General features: G+C 69.9%; 12 protein-coding genes. 8 read left to right on the plus strand and 4 right to left on the minus strand.

Features of this window, described 5'->3' with window-relative positions; genetic code table 11:
* Positions 1-60 precede the first annotated feature (60 nt).
* From narH to narI, 3 genes are all read left to right on the plus strand, one after another.
* Positions 61-1,818 (plus strand): nitrate reductase subunit beta, encoded by a 1,758-nt coding sequence (narH, locus tag IEY68_RS11975; RefSeq protein WP_058854402.1) that lies wholly within the window; start codon positions 61-63, stop codon positions 1,816-1,818.
* Positions 1,819-1,977: 159 nt separating this feature from the next.
* Entirely contained in the window at positions 1,978-2,658 is a 681-nt protein-coding gene (gene narJ / locus IEY68_RS11980) for a nitrate reductase molybdenum cofactor assembly chaperone (protein ID WP_062998127.1), read from the plus strand.
* 210 nt (positions 2,659-2,868) lie between these two features.
* Entirely contained in the window at positions 2,869-3,609 is a 741-nt protein-coding gene (gene narI / locus IEY68_RS11985) for a respiratory nitrate reductase subunit gamma (protein WP_058854400.1), read from the plus strand.
* A 13-nt stretch (positions 3,610-3,622) separates the two neighbouring features.
* Here narI and IEY68_RS11990 read toward each other — a convergent pair whose 3' ends face one another.
* Positions 3,623-5,434, minus strand: a complete 1,812-nt coding sequence (locus tag IEY68_RS11990; protein ID WP_058854399.1) for an NTP transferase domain-containing protein — start codon at positions 5,432-5,434, stop codon at positions 3,623-3,625.
* A 194-nt stretch (positions 5,435-5,628) separates the two neighbouring features.
* Between IEY68_RS11990 and IEY68_RS11995 the strand changes: the two genes are divergently transcribed.
* Together IEY68_RS11995 and IEY68_RS12000 are read left to right on the plus strand one after the other, a co-directional pair.
* Complete coding sequence (locus tag IEY68_RS11995; RefSeq protein ID WP_082681270.1) at positions 5,629-7,107, plus strand: ABC transporter substrate-binding protein/permease; 1,479 nt, start codon at positions 5,629-5,631, stop codon at positions 7,105-7,107.
* Positions 7,104-7,895: an amino acid ABC transporter ATP-binding protein gene (locus tag IEY68_RS12000; protein WP_058854398.1), complete on the plus strand. Its 792-nt coding sequence runs from the start codon at positions 7,104-7,106 to the stop codon at positions 7,893-7,895. Before IEY68_RS11995 ends, IEY68_RS12000 begins: the two co-directional genes overlap by 4 nt.
* 121 nt (positions 7,896-8,016) lie before the next feature.
* Here the strand turns inward: IEY68_RS12000 and IEY68_RS12005 are convergent, their stop codons facing one another.
* Both IEY68_RS12005 and IEY68_RS12010 read right to left on the minus strand, forming a co-directional pair.
* A complete protein-coding gene (locus IEY68_RS12005) occupies positions 8,017-8,313 on the minus strand; it encodes an MGMT family protein (protein WP_058854397.1) in 297 nt (98 codons plus the stop codon).
* Between the two features lie 5 nt (positions 8,314-8,318).
* Positions 8,319-9,095: an alpha/beta fold hydrolase gene (locus IEY68_RS12010; RefSeq protein WP_058854509.1), complete on the minus strand. Its 777-nt coding sequence runs from the start codon at positions 9,093-9,095 to the stop codon at positions 8,319-8,321.
* A gap of 96 nt (positions 9,096-9,191) precedes the next feature.
* On the opposite strand from IEY68_RS12010, the gene IEY68_RS12015 reads away from it, so the two are divergent.
* Both IEY68_RS12015 and IEY68_RS12020 read left to right on the plus strand, forming a co-directional pair.
* Positions 9,192-13,280 carry an ATP-dependent DNA helicase gene (locus IEY68_RS12015; protein ID WP_062998129.1) on the plus strand — a complete coding sequence of 1,363 codons (4,089 nt, stop codon included), beginning with the start codon at positions 9,192-9,194 and terminating at the stop codon, positions 13,278-13,280.
* Positions 13,277-16,666, plus strand: coding sequence for an ATP-dependent helicase (locus IEY68_RS12020; protein WP_058854396.1), 3,390 nt, complete (start codon positions 13,277-13,279; stop codon positions 16,664-16,666). The genes IEY68_RS12015 and IEY68_RS12020 overlap by 4 nt, the downstream gene beginning before the upstream one ends.
* 54 nt (positions 16,667-16,720) lie before the next feature.
* Here IEY68_RS12020 and IEY68_RS12025 read toward each other — a convergent pair whose 3' ends face one another.
* Positions 16,721-17,134, minus strand: coding sequence for a DoxX family protein (locus tag IEY68_RS12025; protein WP_058854508.1), 414 nt, complete (start codon positions 17,132-17,134; stop codon positions 16,721-16,723).
* A gap of 134 nt (positions 17,135-17,268) precedes the next feature.
* On the opposite strand from IEY68_RS12025, the gene IEY68_RS12030 reads away from it, so the two are divergent.
* Positions 17,269-18,333, plus strand: a complete 1,065-nt coding sequence (locus IEY68_RS12030; RefSeq protein ID WP_058854395.1) for a potassium channel family protein — start codon at positions 17,269-17,271, stop codon at positions 18,331-18,333.
* Positions 18,334-18,347 lie beyond the last annotated feature (14 nt).

The raw sequence follows: 18,347 nt of genomic DNA on the forward strand, positions 1-18,347 counted from the left end.
CGTCGAAAGGAACACCGGTGCGCCGTCACCACGAGCTACCCGCGACCACGGAGGACTGATATGCGAGTGATGGCGCAAATGGCCATGGTCATGAATCTGGACAAATGCATCGGCTGCCACACGTGTTCGGTCACCTGTAAGCAGGCGTGGACCAACCGCGGCGGGACCGAATACGTCTGGTTCAACAATGTGGAAACCCGTCCCGGACAGGGATATCCGCGGCAGTACCAGGACCAGGAGAAATGGAAGGGTGGCTGGAAACTCGACAAACGCGGCCGGCTCACGCTGAAATCGGGGTCGCGGCTGAAGCGGCTGCTCAATATCTTCGCCAACCCCGACCTGCCGACCATCGAGGACTACTACGAGCCCTGGAGCTACGAGTACGACAACCTGCTGTCCTCGCCGGCCATCGACACCACCCCGGTGGCCCGGCCGAAATCGCTGATCACCGGCGACGACACCAAAGTCACCTGGGGTGCCAACTGGGACGACGATCTGGGTTCGGGGCCCGAACAGGTCGGTAAGGATCCGCTGCTGGCCCGGGTCTCCGAGCAGGTGAAGCTCGAATTCGAAGAGACCTTCATGTTCTACCTGCCGCGGATCTGCGAGCACTGCCTGAATCCGTCGTGCGCGGCGTCCTGCCCGTCCGGGGCGATCTACAAACGGTCCGAGGACGGCATCGTCCTGGTGGACCAGGACAAATGCCGTGGTTGGCGGCAGTGCGTGACCGGCTGCCCGTACAAGAAGATCTATTTCAACCACAAAACCGGCAAAGCCGAGAAATGCACCTTCTGCTATCCGCGGGTGGAGGTCGGGATTCCGACGGTGTGCTCGGAAACGTGCGTCGGACGGCTGCGCTATATCGGCGTGATGCTCTACGACGCCGACGCGGTACTCGAGGCGGCATCGGTCACCGAGGACAAAGATCTCTATCCCAGCCAGCTCGGGGTTTTCCTGAACCCGCACGATCCACGGGTCGTGGCCGAGGCCGAACGCGCCGGGATCTCACCGGAATGGATACAGGCCGCGCAGGATTCGCCGGTCTACAAGCTCATCGTCGACTATCAGATCGCGCTGCCGCTGCATCCGGAATACCGCACGATGCCGATGGTCTGGTACGTACCGCCGCTCTCGCCGGTGGTGGATGTCCTGTCGGAGACCGGTCACGACGGCGAGAACCACGCGAACCTGTTCGGGGCGATCGACGCGCTGCGGATCCCGGTGGAGTACCTGGCCGAGCTGTTCACCGCCGGGGATGTGGGGCCGGTCCGGGCGGCACTCCAACGACTCGCCGCGATGCGCGCGTTCATGCGGTCGATCAACCTCGGCCAGGAACCGGATCCGGCCATCGCGCCCTCGGTGCGGCTGGAGCCGGAAGAGATCGAGGCGATGTACCGATTGCTGGCCATCGCGAAATACGAGCACCGGTACGTCATCCCGACCGGCGCGGGCGCGCGGGCCCACGAACTGGATTCGCTGGCGACCGGATGCAGCCTGGACAACGACGGCGGCCCGGGAATGACCGCGTTCGACCAGATGGTGGAGAAATTCCACCTCACCGATACCAACGGCGCCGCGCCGGACGAGAAATCCGGCCGGATCAACCTGCTGAACTGGGACGGGAAGAACACCGACGGGCTTGTTCCGGTCGACGGAAACGGCTCGAACGGCAACGGTGCGAACGGGCACGGTACGAGCGGCCACGGCGCCGGGAGCAACGGCCACGACGGGTCGAACGGCGCCGAGAAGAACGGCAACGGTGCTTCCGCGAACGGTGACCCGGTGGCGATACCGGAAGTCACGGAGGTCCGGCGCTGATGCGACACTGCGACACTGCGTTGATGCGATGCTTCTGCTTTCGCTGTGGTCTCGGCGGTCCGCATGGATCTGCTTCGAGAGGGAGAACCTGTTGATGCGGCACCTCCGCCAACGCTGCGGCCTTCGCGGACCGCGTGAACCTGCTCCGAGGGGTGTCCGATGGCTCTGCTGAAATTGCGTCGCCGGCCCGAACCGGCGCTGGCGATGAGCGAACGGGACCGCCGGATCGTCTGGCGGACGGCCGCGCTGTTGCTGGACTATCCAGGCACCGGCACCCTGGCGATGCTCGACCAGGTCGACGAAGCGGTAGGTGAACTACGCGAGCCGGTGCGGTCGCAACTGTCGGAGTTCTGCGACCATCTGCGCAGCACCCCCGAACTCGAGCTCGCGGCTCGCTACGTCGAAACCTTCGATATGCGGCGGCGTGCCAGCCTGCATCTGACCTTCTACGCCTATGGCGACACCCGGAAACGCGGGATGGCCCTGCTGCGTTTCAAGCACGCCTACCGGCACGCCGGGGTGGAACTCGGCGATTCCGAACTGCCCGACCATCTGCCGGTACTGCTGGAATTCGCGGCCACCGTCGATCCGATCGGCGGGGAACGCCTGCTCGGCGAGCATGTTCCGGTATTGGAACTGCTGCGGCTGTCGCTGGCGGACAACGCCTCCCCCTACGCCGGAGTGCTGGCGGCGGTGGTGTCCACCCTCGCCCCGCTCACCACCGCGGACCGGCGCCGGATCGCCGAACTCGCCGCGCAGGGACCGCCGGAGGAAGAGGTCGGACTCGAACCGTTCGCCATGGACCCGACGATGCCGGACCGATCGGAGGGCCGCCGATGATGCGATTCCTCCGCCTTCGTTGCGGCCTCCGCGTTCCGCATGGATCTGCTTCGAGGAGGAGGGCTTGGTGATGCGATTCTGCGGTACCTCCGCCTTCGTTGCGGCCTCCGCGTTCCGCATGGATCTGCTTCGAGCCGGACCTGATGTGCGATACCTGCGCCTTCGCTTCGGTCTTCGGGGATCGGACGTACCTGCTCGGAGGAGAACCATATGACCGCCACGCTGTGGTTGACCCTGCCCTATGTGGCGTTCACGTCCTTCGTGCTCGGCCATATCTGGCGCTACCGCAACGACCAGTTCGGCTGGACCACCCGCTCCTCCCAGATCTACGAATCGCGCCTGCTGCGGCTGGGCAGCCCGCTTTTCCATTTCGGGATGCTCGGGGTGTTCTTCGGACATGTACTGGGTGTGCTGATCCCGGAATCGTGGACCGAAGCGGTGGGTATCAGCGAGCATATGTACCACGTGGTCGCGGTGAGCGCGGGCACGGTGGCGGGGTTGATGGTGCTCACCGGAATCGGGATTCTGCTGTACCGGCGGTTCACCGTTCCGGCGGTACGCAAGGCGACCACCACCAACGACAAGTTCATGTACTTCCTGCTCGGTGGCGCCCTGATCACCGGTCTGCTCAACACCGTCGGCAGTAATCTGCTGTGGGGCACCTACAACTATCGGGAGACCGTGTCGCCCTGGTTCCGCAGCCTGTTCACGGTGAGCCCGCAACCCGAGCTCATGGTCGGCACCCCGTGGACGTTCCAGGCACACGGCCTGTTCGTGCTCGCGCTGCTCGCCGTATGGCCGTACACCCGTCTGGTGCACATGTTCTCGGCCCCGGTCGGATACATGGTGCGGCCGTACGTGGTGTACCGCAGCAAGGAGATCGCGGGGCCGGACAAACGCCGCTACTCCCGCGCCTGGGACGCCCCGGTCACCCCGGACCGCTGGAGCTGAACCACCCGCTGTCTCAGGGCAACGGGATGAACTCGGCACTGTCGTCGTCGCGGGCCCCCGGCGCGACGACGACCAGGCCGTCACGGTCGACGAGACCGCCGAGGTGAGCGGTGCGGATCGTAGGATCGCCGATCCAGCCGCCGCCGGGCTGTTCGCTGTATCGGGCGGGCACGATCCGCGCCACCGCGCCGGAGATCTCTGCCGCGTTGCGCAGTGGTCCGGTGGCTCGGCGCCGGGCCGGAACGCCGGTGCGGCCGCCGACTATCGCCGGTACCAGGGCGAGTAGCGTCGCGACAGCCGCGTAAGGATTGCCGGGTAGACCGAGAACAGTCGTCGTCGAGGGTATTTCGGCAACGACGGTGGATCCGCCCGGACGCAGGGCGAGCCGGGGAACCAGGAGACGGCCCCCGCAGCGGTCGAGGGCGCCGCGTAACTGGTCGGCCGCACCGCCGCCGGTGGCGCCGACCACGACCAGCAGATCGCAGTCGGTCGCGGTGGCCAGGACCTGGTCGAAACCGTGGGCGGTATCGCGCAGATGGACCTGATCGACCACCGGGACGCCGTGGGCGGCGAGCAGATCGGGCAGGATCGGACCGATCGAATCCCGGGTCTGCCCGGCCTGTAACGGGCCGGTACTGCGGATCTCGTCGCCGGTCATGACGATGCGGGCGCGGACCGGACCGTAGACGGTGGCGGTGGTGACCTCGACCGCCGCCGCGGCGGAAACGAGCGCGGGGGTCACAGCGGTTCCCGCCGGGGCGATCTCGTCGCCGGGGGCGCGATCCTCTCCGCGCCGGCGGATATCGGAGCGCAACGGGGTATCGGGCAGCCGCTCCAGTCGGCGTTCGGTGGCGGCCCGGGCGAATTCGTCGCGCAATACACGGGTCGTACCCTCGGGGACCTGCGCTCCGGTGGCGATACGCACCGCTTCACCCGGGCGCAGCCCGTCCGGACGCTGTCCGCCGGCGAAACCGATATCCGCGCGTAGCTCCCACGGGCCCTCGCCCGCCACGGCGTATCCGTCCATGGCCGAGACATCGAAGCGGGGCAGGGCTTCGGCGGCGGTCAGCGGTGCGGCCAGGGTCGCGCCCCGGGCCCCGCGCAGATCCGACCGGTGCCCGGGAAGCCGGGTGAGCCCGTGGTGCAGTGCCTCCCGTGCCCGGTCCAGGGAGAGGGGCGTGGTGTGCTCGGGCGGACTGTGCCGGGTTGCCGCGGTACCGGATTCGCCGGGACCTCCGTCTGTGCGCGTATCGAATGCGGCACGCGCCGCATCGATCTCGCCGGGGGTATCACAGTCGTCGACCCCGGGCAGGGCGACGATATTCGTGCGGTGCGGAACCAGGACTTTCATCGGCTGATTGATCACAGTGTCCAGTTCGCCCAGCCGGGCCGCCAGCGATTCGGTCCGCCACACTCCGATGAGGTACTGGGGACGCCCCGACACATCGGCGGCGAACACCGCGTCGAAGTCCGCACTGTGCCGGAGTAATTCGCTGATCGCGGAATCGGTGAGGAAGGGCAGGTCGGCGGCGAGGACGACGATATGGGAGGCCGGTCCAGCCCCGAGCGCGGCCAGCCCGGCGGCGACGGCGGCCACCGGGCCCGAGCCCGGCTCCGGCTCCCGGGTCTGCAGGATATGCCCGCCGAGCGCCGGTCGCGGCGGTCCGACGACCACCGTCCGGCCCAGGGGCGCCACCGCGGCCAGCGCCGTCTCCAGCATGGACCGTCCGCCGACCACGAGGCCCGGTTTGTCGACGCCACCCATACGGCTGGCCCGCCCCCCGGCGAGCACGATCACGTCCGGGGCCAGCGGAGAATTCGGCATACCGTCATGCTATTCGCCGTCTGGGACGATGAGCGGACCGGTGGCCCCGCGTTCCGCGTCGAAGGCTCCGGCCCGGCCGACCGCTCCGTAGCGCGCGCCCCGCGTGAACGGTCCGCCCAGCCCTGGTGCCACGATCGCATTACCCTCCACGGAGTGCCGGATTCCGGTTTCCGGCCGATACGAGGGGGTCGCCTATGCGACAAGTGCTCAGGGGCGTGCTGCTGTCCCTGCTGCTGGTATTCGCCGGGGTCACCCAGGTGGGTGTGGCGACGGCTCAGGATCCCGACCGGCCCGTGGTCCGCGTCGGCACCGAGGGCACCTATCCGCCGTTCTCGTTCCACGATCCGCGAACCCAGCAGCTGACCGGCTACGACATCGAAGTGATCGAGGCGATCGCCGACCGGGCCGGATGGGATCTCCGATTCGTCGAGACCCAATGGGACGCGATCTTTCCCGCGCTGGATTCCGGCCGGATCGACGTGATCGCCAACCAGGTCTCGGTCAACGACGAGCGCCGGGGTAAGTACGGCCTGTCCAGCACCTATACCTACTCCCACGGTGTGATCGTCCGCCGCACAGGCGACGAACGCATCCAGCGCATGGACGACCTCGCGGGACGGACCACCGCGCAGTCGAGCACCAGCAACTGGGCGCGGGTCGCACGGGAGGCCTGGGCCGAGGTCGAGGCGGTCGAAGGGTTCGCGCAGGCGGCGGCGCTGCTCACACAGGGCCGGGTCGACGCGATCGTCAACGACAACATCGCCGTACTCGACTATCTGGCCAGTACCGGATCCACGGATATCGAGATCGTCGGCGATGCCGGGGCGGAGACCAGCGAACAGGTCCTCGCCTTCCGCAAGGACGACGCGACCTTGCTCGATCAGGCGAACCGGGCGATCACGGCCCTGGCGGCGGACGGGACGCTCGCCGATATCTCGCGGAAGTATTTCCAGGCCGATGTCTCGGTTCCCGACGGCGGTGACGCCGATCTTTCCGAGGGGCGCGGTCACCGCAGCACCTGGGAGGTGGTGCGCGGTGCGGCCTGGCCGATGTTCGTCGGGCTGGTGAAGGTGACGATCCCGCTGACCGCGCTCAGCTTCGCGATCGGACTCGTGCTCGCGCTGCTGGTCGCGCTCGCGCGGATCTCCTCCTACCGGCTCCTGCACGGTCCGGCTCGTGCGTTCATCTCGATAATCCGCGGCACCCCGCTGCTGGTCCAGCTGTTCATCGTCTTCTACGGGCTGCCCCAGATCGGATTGAAGTTCGACCCGTTCGTCGCGGCCGTCATCGCGTTCAGCCTCAATGTCGCCGGCTACGCGGCCGAAGTGATCCGGTCGGCGATTCTGGCCGTACCGAAGGGGCAGTTCGAGGCGGCGGCGACGATCGGCCTGGGGTACGCGCAGACGCTGCGCCGGATCATCCTTCCGCAGGCGACCAGAACCGCGGTGCCGCCGCTGTCCAATACGCTGCTCTCCTTGCTCAAGGACACGTCACTGGGCTCGGTGGTGCTGCTGACCGAACTGTTCCGGGAGGCGCAGCTCGCGGCGGCCGAGAGCAACGACTTCCTCGCGCTCTACTCGTTCGCCGCGCTGTACTACTGGGTGATCTGCGTCGCGCTGTCCGCCGCGCAGAAGCGACTGGAGATCCGATTCGACAGGTATGTGGCCAAATGACCGACACCACCGAGCGCAATACCGAACCCGCCCGTATCCGGGTCCAGGGGCTGGAGAAATCCTTCGGCGACCGGCAGGTCCTGCGCGGTATCGATTTCGAGTCCCGCCGCGGGACGTCGACCGTATTACTGGGTCCCTCCGGATCGGGTAAGACCACTGTGCTGCGCTCGCTCAACGCGCTGGACACCCCGGAGCGCGGCGTAGTCGGTATCGACGAGGTCGAGATCGACTTCGCCCGCCTCCCGCCGGGCCGGGCCGGGCGCCGGGAAACGAGTCGCCTGCGGGCGCAGAGCGGGATGGTTTTCCAGTCCCACAACCTGTTCCCGCATCGCACCGTGCTGGAGAACGTGATCGAGGGCCCGGTCGTCGCGCAGCAGCGTCCGCGCGAGGAGGCCGTCGCCGAGGCGAAAGCCTTGCTCGACCAGGTGGGACTCGGCGACCGCGCCGCCGCCTACCCCTTCCAGCTGTCGGGAGGTCAGCAGCAGCGGGTCGGGATCGCGCGTGCCCTGGCGCTGAAACCGCGAGTCGTGCTGTTCGACGAGCCGACCTCGGCGCTGGACCCCGAACTGGTGGGCGAGGTGCTCGCGGTGATCAAGGACCTGGCCGCTCAGGACTGGACGATGGTGATCGTCACCCACGAGATCCGTTTCGCCGCACAGGTCGCCGATCAGGTCCTGTTCCTCGACGAGGGGGTCATCGTCGAGCGGGGCCCGGCCGACCGGGTGATCGGCGATCCGCAGCAGGACCGGACGCGGCGGTTCCTGAAACGGATTCTCGATCCCGGCTGACCGGCCACGGGAGACAGGTGGCGGGTGGGGATCCGAGGGCGAGTTCGGCCTCGGCGGCCGGGCCGCGGACGAACGGCCGGGCCTGCGGTAGTCCTGCGGCGGACCGCGCTCGTTCGGTGGCTCAGTCGAACGGATGGCGCGCGGTACGCAGGTCGACTCGTCCGTCCGTGACGGGTACCCCTTCGGTCGCGAGCAGCCGCAGTTGCCGCTGTGCGAGATGGGCCGACGGTCTGCCCGAGGCGCCGAGTACCCGGTGCCAGGGCAGATCGGCGGCATCGGTACGCATGATCCAGCCCACTGTCCGCGGGGTGGACAGGCCCGCCGCCGCGGCGATATCGCCGTAGGTCGCGACCCGGCCCGCGGGGATCGACGCGACCAGTTCGCGGACGCGCTCGATCTGTTCGTCGGTGGTGACCATCGGACCTACAGTGCGGCGCGGATCAATGCCGCGGTCTCGTCGGGCAGGATCTGGGCGACCATATGCTCGCAGTCCCATTCGTGCACGGTCAGGTCGTCGCCCAGCCGGTCGGCGAGAGCGGTGAGCAGCACCGGTGTGACGAACGGCGGATCCACCTTCGTGGCCCGGACCACCACGGTCGGGAGACCTGGTTCGGGAAGTACGACCGTACGAGCGAGCTGGCCCCAGTACGCGATCAGGGCCGCCGTATCCACCCGCCATCGCATCCGGCCGTTCGCGGCGGGCACCAGGTGCTCGTCGAGTTCGGTCCGCAGCAGTTCCGGGGCGACCGCGCCCCAGCCGGTGGCGAGTTTGTCCATCCGGGCCTCGTCGGTATCGGTGTAATCGGGCGAATCGAGGGTGGCCTCGGCGATCTCGTGCAACCACGCCGGGTCCAGCGCCACGGCGGGGTCGAGCAGTATCAGGCCGCGGACCAGCTCCGGGTGCAGCCCGGCCAGACGCAGTGCGCACGCGCCGCCGAAGGAGTGGGCCACCACCAGCACCGGCGCGTCGGTTTCCACGGTGATCAGCGCCACCAGATCCGTGACGATCGTTTCGAGGTCCCACGGCGGCAGCGCGGTGGAACGGCCGTGTCCACGCAGGTCGGGGGCGATCACCCGGATATCGGGCAGTGATCCGGTGGCCAGTGCCTCCCAGCGTTTCCCGTGGCCGGTGAGGCCGTGCAGGGCCAGTAGCACCGGCCCGGTGGCCGGGCCGAAACGATGAACATGCAGTGTGGACACAGTGACATTCTTATCCGAGCGCACCGACGCCCCGGCGGGCGCGGGTCCGACGTGGTCTCGGCGGTGTCGGCCCCGTCTGTTGCAATAGCCGTCGTGGTGCGTTCGGATAGGCCGGTGCGGCTGGTGCGCCGGAAAGCGGCGGTTCCCCGGGCTCGGACCTGGGGTGCCGATCTCGGCGCGCTGTTCACCACCACTCCGGCGATCACCGCCGCGCGATCGGGCGCGAACCGGATCTGGCGGGTGCTGGGCGGGCCGGGCACCGGGAAGTCCGCCCTCCTGGTGGATGTGGCGGCCACGCGGATCGCGGGCGGCGCGGATCCGGAATCGGTGCTGCTGCTCACCCATTCCAAACAGGCGGCAGGTGCCGCCCGGGACGCGCTCACCGAACGGCTCGACCACTGGGCGGTATGTGCGCCGGTTGTCGAGGGGCTCGCGGATACGGCGGCCGACTCGATCGGCACCGACCCGCTGTTCGCGCTCCCCGATGCGAATTCCTCGCCGCCCGCAGCGGTTCTACCCGGCGTCGCCGGCGCGACCCGGGAGCCGCTGGCCCGCACCGTCCACTCCTACGCCTTCGGGATACTGCGGCGCCAGGCCGCGCGGCACGGTAACCCACCGCCGCGGCTGCTCACCGGCGCCGAACAGGACGCGGTGCTGCGGGAGATGCTGCGCGGTGATCTGGCCGATATCGCGGCCGGAGCCGGCGAGCTGTGGCCGCGGCGATTACAGCCCGCGCTGGGCCTGACCGGTTTCGCCGACGAACTGCGCGACCTCATGCTGCGGGCCACCGAGCGCGGACTGGGCCCGGAGGACCTGATCGAACTCGGTCGGCGCCGCGACCGGCCCGACTGGGTGGCCGCCGGTGGTTTCGCGTTGCGCTACGAACAGGCGATGCTGCTGCGCTGGTCGGTCGGGGTGGCCGCACCGGAGGCGTCGGCGCCCGCCCTGAACGCGGCGGAGCTGGTCGGCGCGGCCCTGGACGCACTGGCCGGCGATGCCGAACTACTGGCGGCCGAACGGGCCCGGTTGCGATGTCTGCTCGTCGACGACGCCCAGCATCTGGATCCGCAGGCGGCGCTGCTGGTGCGGGTGCTGGCCGAGGGTGCCGCGACCACGGTCGTCGCCGGCGACCCCGACCAGGCGGTTTACACCTTCCGCGGCGCGGATGCCCGGTTCCTCACCGAACTCGAGGTGCCGGCGGCCCGGCGCGTCGTCCTCTACGACAACCACCGATCCGGTCCGGCGATCAACACCGCCACCGCCCGGATCGCGTCCCGGCTGCCGGGCGCCGCCGCCCACCGGGTCGTCCGGGCCGACCTGGGACCCGAGGACCGCGGCGAACCGCCACCGGAACCCGGAGCCGATTCGCCGACCCCGGCGGAAGTGCGGGTACGCGTACTGGGCAGCCCGGCCAAGGAAGCCTCGCTGATCGCGGACCATCTGCGCCGCGCCCATCTCACCGAAGGAGTGCCGTGGTCGCAGATGGCGGTTGTCGTACGTTCGGTACCGCTGCTGCTGCCGCCGCTGCGCCGGGCCCTGCTGGCGGCCGGGGTACCGATCGCGCAGCCCGCGAACGATATCCCGCTGGCGCGCCGCCGCGGCGCCGCGTGGATGCTGCTGGGCCTGCGGGCGGTATTGGCGGGGGAAGCCACACCGCGCGGTAGCGGGTCCACCGAATCCCTCTTCGGTCCCGACGACGCGCTCGATCTGCTGGCCGGACCGCTCGGCGGGGCGGATTCGATCAGTCTGCGGCGGCTGCGCCGCGGTATCCGCCGCACCACGGTGGAACTCGGCCGCACACCCGGTCCGTACACTGCCGCGGCGGCGGACTCCCTGGTCGAACCGGTCGACGAACCACCTGTCCTCGATCCCGAGTTCACCGACGATCCCACCGCGGACCTTCCGCCCCGGGACCTTTTCGCCGATATCAGTCGTCATGCGGCCGACGCGGACTGGTACGGGCTCGACGAGCGCTACTCCGCCGATCCATGGGACGGCTTCCCACCCGAACCGCCGGCCGACGACGAGGACTTCCCGCCGGAGCCGTACTCGGCCGCCGGTCATGCCGCCGACTCGGCTGAGGGGTTTGCCGCTGACTCGCACGGTGGTCCTGGCGTCGACTCGGCCGACCTGCCCGCCACCGGCTCGGCCGACCTGCCCGCCACCGGGTCGGCCGACCTGCCCGCCACCGGCTCGGCCGACCCGCCCGCCGCCGGGTCGGCGGGTGCCATCGACACCGGGTCGGAATTTCCGGCGTCCACGGAATCCCGCGCTGCCCGAAGCGAATCGGGGTATCCGACCGCCGAGCCGGAAACCGGCGCGGTCCGACGCGTAGCCGGGAACGCGGTGGATGCGCCGACGACCGGTGTTCCCGGCCCGGTCGCCGATCCCCCGGGCGACTCCGGGGAGCCTGGATCCCGCGTTTCCGCCGCCCCCGACCGGCCTTCGGTGGAGGTATTGCGGGATCTGCTGCTCGGCTCCGGCGACGACCGGATCGTGGCCGGCCTCACCGAGGTCGAGATCGCACCACTGAACCGGGCGGCCCGCGCGCTGGACCGTGCCCGCCGGGTTCGGCGCGACGGTGGTGGGCTCGAGGATGTGCTGTGGGCGCTGTGGACCGGGTCGCGGCTGGAGCGGCGCTGGCTGGCGCAATCCGGGCGTGGGGGAGCGGCGGGTATGCAGGCCGACCGCGATCTCGACGCCGCCGTCGCGCTGTTCGACGCGGCGGCCGCCTACACCGACCGGCTGCCGGGCGCGACCATCGAGGGGTTCGTCGAATATCTGCTCCAGCAGCAGATACCGCAGGACCGGGCCGTGCGATCACACCGGGAAGAGGCGGTGGATCTGCTGAGCGCTCATGCGGCGGCCGGCCGGGAGTGGGAGGTCGTGGCCGTCGCCGGGGTGCAGGAGGGGATCTGGCCCGACCCCCGTCCTCGGGGCACACTGCTGCATACCGAGGATCTGGTGGACGATATCGCCGGGATCACCGAACGGGTCAGTCGGGCCGCGCCGATCCTGGCCGAGGAACGGCGGTTGCTGTTCGTGGCGTGCAGCCGTGCCCGGCGCTCGCTGCTGGTGACAGCGGTGGAATCGGTGACCGGCGACCGTGATCTGGTCCCGTCCCGGTTCCTGGCCGAGCTGCTCGGCGGTGATACCGACGGCGAACCCGGTGCGCTGCCGATCGCCGAACCCGGCCGGGTGCTCGCTCTGCACGCGCTGATCGCCGAATTGCGCGCCGCGGTCTGCGACCCGGGCGCCGGGGAAGAACGCCGCGGACGCGCCGCCCGGCAGCTGGCCCGGCTCGCGCTGGCCGGGATCCCCGGTACCGCCCCCGACGACTGGTACGGCGTACCCGCACTCAGCTCCACCGAGACCCTGTGGGACGACGACGCGCCGATCGCGCTGTCCCCGTCGACCGTGGAACTGCTGCGGACCTGCCCGCTGCGGTGGGCGCTGGAACGTAACGGCGGCTCGGACGGCGAGAACCCTTACGCCGTGAAGGGAACCTTGGTGCACACTCTGGTCCAGGCGCTGGCGGGCCGGGTACCACTCGAGCAGGTCCGTGCCGAACTCGCCGGGAGCTGGTCCAAAATCGATCCGGAGACCAACTGGTACTCCCGGCAGGAACTGCGCCGCACCGAAGCGATGCTGGACGCGTTCGTCGCCTGGGTGCGCAACACCCGTGGCGAACTCACCCAGGCCGGTATCGAGGTACCCGTCGACTGTGTACTGCCCGCCCCGGCCGACGATGCGCCCGAGGTCCGGATCCGCGGCCGGATCGACCGGCTGGAACGAGATGCCGAGGGCCGGTTCGTGATCGTCGATGTGAAGACGGGCAAGAACCCGGTCAGCGAAGCAGACGCGGCCCAGCACGCGCAGCTGGCCACCTACCAGGTCGCGGCCGCCGCGGGAGCCCTGGAGGAGGGGGCCACCGGCGATCCCGAACCCGGCGGCGCCCGGCTGGTCTACGTCGGGTTGCCGGCGTCCAGCGGGATCGCGAAGGAACGAGTCCAGCCCGCCCTGGACGCCGAAGCACTGGACACCTGGCGCGAGACCATTCACGCCGCGGCCGCGAGTACCGAAGGTCCCGGCTTCCTGGCCATCCGCAACGAGGGCTGCCGGCACTGCGCCGTGAAGAACAGCTGCCCGGTGCAGGACGCCGGGCGTCAGGTGACCGACGAGTGAGCGCCCGGGTCTCGCCGGGTCAGCTGGCCGACGCGCTCGGACTCCCCCCGCCGACGGCGGAACAGGCCGCGGTGATCGCCGCACCGCCCGGTCCGGCGCTGGTGGTGGCCGGGGCGGGCGCGGGCAAAACCGAGACCATGGCGGCCCGGGTGGTCTGGATGGTGGCAAACCGGCTGGTCACACCCGAGGAAGTGCTCGGACTGACCTTCACCCGGAAGGCCGCCCAGCAGCTCACCGCCCGGATTCGCACCCGGCTGGCCCGCCTGGCCGGATCCCGGCTGCTGCGCGATCTCGATCCCTCCGGCGAACTACGTGCCACCCTGGCCGGTGCGGAACCGGAGATCAGCACCTACCACTCCTACGCCGGCCGGCTGCTGCGCGAGCACGGTCTGCTGCTCCCGGTGGAACCGTCGGCGGCCCTGCTCACCGAAACCCAGCTGTGGCAGCTCGCCCATCAAGTGGTGCGCGGGTGGGACGGAGATCTCGATTCCGACCGTTCGCCGTTGACGGTCACCGAGGCGGTGCTCGCGCTATCCGGTCAGCTGGCCGAACATCTGGTGGAACCCGAGGAACTCGCCGAGGCGCACACCGAACTCGAGAAACTCGTGCACACCCTCCCACCCGGGCCGCGGCAGCGCGGGGGTCCGAACAAGGATCTGCTCTCGATCCTGCGCGCGCAGCGCGAGCGGGTCGCGCTGCTTCCGCTGGTCCAGCAATTGCGGGAGACGCTGCACCAGCGCGGCGCCCTGGATTTCGGGGCCCAGATGTCGCTGGCGGCGCGGCTGGCCGCCGAGCATCCCGAGGTGGCCACGGCCGAACGCGCTCGATTCCGGCTGGTACTGCTGGACGAATACCAGGACACCGGCCATGCGCAGCGCGTCCTGCTGTCCGCGCTGTTCGGTGCCGGATATCCGGAGCGGCCCCGCGGTCCGCGCGCCCGCGCGCCCGAGCTCGCGGTGACGGCGGTCGGTGATCCCATGCAGTCCATCTACGGCTGGCGCGGGGCCTCGGCCGCCAACCTGCCGCGCTTCACCACCGATTTCCCGATCGGTCCGGGTGTTCCGGCGCCGGTGCTACCGCTGCTCACCAGCTGGCGCAACCCGCCTGAGGCGCTCGATCTGGCGAATATGGTCGTGGAACCGCTGCGCGCGGCCGCCCGGGCCGGTGGCGGAGTCACCGTCGACGCGTTGCGCGCGAAACCGGGTGCGCAACCGGGTGTCGTCGCGCTCGCGCTCACCGAGACGGTCGCCGGCGAACGCCGCTGGATCGCCGAGCGGATCGCCGCCGAATGGGCGGCGGCGCGCGACGCCGAACGGCCGCCCCCCACCTCCGCGGTCCTGATCCGCCGCAATGCCGATGCCGCCGAACTGGCCGAAGGGTTACGCGCGCAGGGGCTCCCGGTCGAGATCGTGGGCCTGGGTGGATTGCTGTCGACGCCGGAGGTCGCCGATATCGTCGCCACCCTGCGCCTCATCGCCGAACCCGCCGCCGGTAACGCCGCCGTCCGGATCCTCACCGGCGCCCGCTGGCGCGTCGGCAGTGCCGATCTGGCCGCGCTGGCCCGGCGCGCCCGCGAACTGTCGATCAGCCGAGACCCCGGTGGCGATATCACCGATTCCACGACCCTGGCGGCGGCCCTGCACGAGGTCTCTCCCGAACCTGCCGAACGGGCCGGTCTGGCCGATGCGATCGCTGACCCCGGTCCGCCGGACCGCTATTCGGCGGCCGGGTACCGGCGGGTCACCACGCTGGGACGGGAACTGGCGATGCTGCGCGAACGGGCAGCGCAACCGCTGACCGAACTGGTCGCCGATGTGGAACGCACTATCGGTGTCGGCGTCGAGAGCCAGGCGCGCCGCGCACTGTCCGGTTCCGGTGCCGGACGCGAACACCTGGACGCTTTCGCCGAGGTGGTCGCCGGATACGCAGGCGATACCGGGGCGAACCTGGGCGGCCTGCTCGCCTTCCTCACCGCCGCCGAATCGGTGGAGAACGGGCTGGAGCCGGGCGAGGTCGAGGTCGCCCCGGATCGCGTCCAGGTGCTCACCGTGCACGCGGCCAAGGGACTGGAATGGGAGGTGGTCGCGGTACCACATGTCACCCGCGACGTATTCCCGTCCACCCGCGGGGTCAACACCTGGCTGGGTGCTCTGGCCGAACTGCCCACGACGCTGCGCGGTGATCGGGCCACCGCGGAATCACCGGACGGGGTTCCGGTGCTCGACCTGTCCGAGGTCACCGATCGCGCCGAACTGCAACGCGGTCTCACCGCGCACAAAAAGGCGCTGGCACGGCGGAGATTGGACGAGGACCGTCGCCTGTTCTATGTCGCCCTCACCCGGACCGAACGCGTCCTGCTGGTTTCTTCCCACTACTGGCCCGAAACCGGAGACAAACCCAAGGGCCCCTCGGAATTCCTGCTGGAGGTGAAAACCGCCGCCGAGCTGCCCGGCAGCGGAGTCGAGATCGCGTACTGGGCCGCCGAACCCGAACCCGGCGAACCGAATCCACTGGCCGCCACCCCGGTGACCGCTGCCTGGCCCGGGGACCCCCTCGGCGACCGCCGTGGGGAGATAGAGGCGGGCGCCGCACTCGTGCACGCGGCGCTGACGGAATTCGCCGACGGCGCGGACGTGCCGGAACCCGACGAGGACCCCGACGGCTGGATCGCCGATGTCGACGCGCTGCTGGCCGAGTACCGGGCCGGTGCGGCCGCGGCGGTGGAGGTCGAATTGCCGACCCAGCTCCCGGCGACGGCGCTGGTCGAGATGCGCGCCGACCCAGGCCGGCTGGCCGCCCGGCTGCGCCGCCCGCTGCCGTATCCGCCCAACCCGCTGGCCCGCCGCGGCACTGCCTTCCACGCCTGGGTACAACGCTGGTTCGCCACCGATCAGTTGCCCGGCCTGGACGATCTGCCGGGCGCGGCCGACGCGGGGGCGGCGGCCGACGCCGAACTGGCCCGGATGCAGGACGCCTTCCTGTCCTCGCCCTGGTCGGCACGGCGCCCAGCCGAGGTCGAGGTGCCGTTCGAAACCACTATCGCCGGGGTGGTGATCCGCGGCCGGATGGATGCGGTGTTCGCCGAACCCGGCGGCGGCTGGACCGTCGTCGACTGGAAGACCGGCGCCGAACCCGGCCCGGCCGACGAAGCCGCGGTCGCGGTGCAGCTGGCGGTCTACCGGCTGGCCTGGGCACGGTTGCTGGCGGCGCGGACCGGGGAAACCGAGGAGCGGATGCTCGCGCGGATCGGCGCCGCCTTCCACTATGTGCGCAGCGGTCGCACTGTCGCGCCGGCGCGTCTACCCGGTCCGGAGGAACTGGTCGCGCTGCTCACCGAATCGACCCGCCGGGACGAGGCCGGAAATCAGACGGGCCCGGCGCGCTGATCCGGCGTCGATCCGGCCGGAACTCGGCCCGCCGGGCCCACGCTCATCGGGATATCAGTCCCGCGGCGAGCGGCGGCTCACCGCCAGTGCCCGGGAGATCAGCGGCCATTGCAGCGGCAGCCGCAGCAGCCAGACCGCTTTGATCACCGAGGGTGCCTTCGGATTGCGCACCGTATCCACGGCCAGCTGGATATTCGCCGGGAACACCGCGATGAACAGCAGCGCCGCCAATCGACCGCCGAGCCGTCGCGTCCGCGGGATCAACAAAGCGGTGCCCACGCCGATTTCGGCGACCCCGGACCAATAGGTGTAGGTGCGCGCCTTTCCTGGCAACTGCGGGGGAACGGTCGCATCGAACTGTTTGGGAGCCACGAAATGCAGGACGCCGGCGCCGAGGAGTAGCGCGGCCAGTCGAAGCGCCGGGGTGCGACCGGAATCCGGTGCGCCCGCCGGGGTGATATCTGCCATGGCACCACCATAGATACCCGTCGCGATCGCGTGCCCGACGTGATGGCGGGCGAACGGGTAGGCTCCCGAGCTGTGTCGGAGGGACTGAGGGTGACCGGTGTGCGGGACGACCGGGCCGGTGAAGGATGTCGCCGGTGAGCTCGCGGTTCGCCGACCTCGGAAGCCGGGCCCGCGGCGCGGCCGGGCCACCGGATTTCGCGTTGGTCGGGCTGCTTCGGATCCCGGAGGCCCAGAGCAGTCCCTGGATATCGCTGACCAGGCGGGTGCTGTTCGCGGTCGGGCTGTTGTGCGCGGCGGCGATCGTCGTCTATATCGGCCGGGACGGGTATCGCGACAGCGCCGACGAGTCGGTGACCCTGCTGGACGCCTTCTACTACGCGACCGTATCGCTGTCCACCACCGGGTACGGGGATATCGCACCGGTCACCCCGTCGGCCCGGCTGGTGAACATCTTCGTCATCACCCCGTTGCGAGTGCTGTTCCTCATCGTCCTGGTCGGTACCACCCTGGCGGTACTCACCGAACGTTCCCGCCAGGCCTTGAAGATCCAGCGTTGGAGGCGCACCGTGCGTAATCACACCGTCGTCGTCGGGTACGGCACCAAGGGCCGTACCGCTATCGACGCCATGCTCGGTGACGGCGTGCAACCCGCCGATATCGTCGTCGTCGACACCGACGCGGTGAGCCTGGAGGCGGCCTCGACCGCCGGACTGGTCACCGTGCACGGCTCGGCCACCCAATCGGATGTGCTGCGTCTGGCGGGTGTCCAGAACGCGTCCTCGGTCATCGTGGCCACCAATCGCGACGACACCGCGGTCCTGGTCACTCTCACCGCCCGGGAGCTCACCAAGAAGGCCAAGATCGTCGCCTCCATCCGTGAATCGGAGAACACCCATCTGCTGCGGCAGTCCGGTGCCGATTCGGTGGTGGTGTCCTCCGAGACCACCGGCCGGCTGCTCGGGATCGCCACCACCACGCCCAGCGTCGTGGAGATGATGGAGGATCTGCTGACCCCGGAGCACGGTTTCGCGGTCGCCGAACGTGAGGTCGAACCCGGTGAGGTCGGTGGATCGCCGCGGCACCTCAGCGATATCGTGCTCGGCGTCGTGCGGGCCGGTGAGCTGGTCCGCGTCGGTGAACCGGAGGTCGATGCCCTGGAGTCCGGCGACAAACTGCTCTACATCCGTCGCGCCCGCTGACTCGCCGCGGCCGT

Source organism: Nocardia jinanensis, assembly GCF_014645735.1.
Taxonomy (GTDB): Bacteria; Actinomycetota; Actinomycetes; order Mycobacteriales; family Mycobacteriaceae; genus Nocardia; species Nocardia jinanensis.

Bases quoted from the DNA above. Each gene is read 5' to 3' on its own strand.
- narJ (WP_062998127.1), top strand. From the start codon at position 1,978: ATGGCTCTGCTGAAATTGCGTCGCCGGCCCGAACCGGCGCTGGCGATG.
- IEY68_RS12005 (WP_058854397.1), bottom strand. From the start codon at position 8,313: ATGGTCACCACCGACGAACAGATCGAGCGCGTCCGCGAACTGGTCGCG.
- IEY68_RS11990 (WP_058854399.1), bottom strand. From the start codon at position 5,434: ATGCCGAATTCTCCGCTGGCCCCGGACGTGATCGTGCTCGCCGGGGGG.
- IEY68_RS11995 (WP_082681270.1), top strand. From the start codon at position 5,629: ATGCGACAAGTGCTCAGGGGCGTGCTGCTGTCCCTGCTGCTGGTATTC.
- IEY68_RS12000 (WP_058854398.1), top strand. From the start codon at position 7,104: ATGACCGACACCACCGAGCGCAATACCGAACCCGCCCGTATCCGGGTC.
- narH (WP_058854402.1), top strand. From the start codon at position 61: ATGCGAGTGATGGCGCAAATGGCCATGGTCATGAATCTGGACAAATGC.
- narI (WP_058854400.1), top strand. From the start codon at position 2,869: ATGACCGCCACGCTGTGGTTGACCCTGCCCTATGTGGCGTTCACGTCC.
- IEY68_RS12025 (WP_058854508.1), bottom strand. From the start codon at position 17,134: ATGGCAGATATCACCCCGGCGGGCGCACCGGATTCCGGTCGCACCCCG.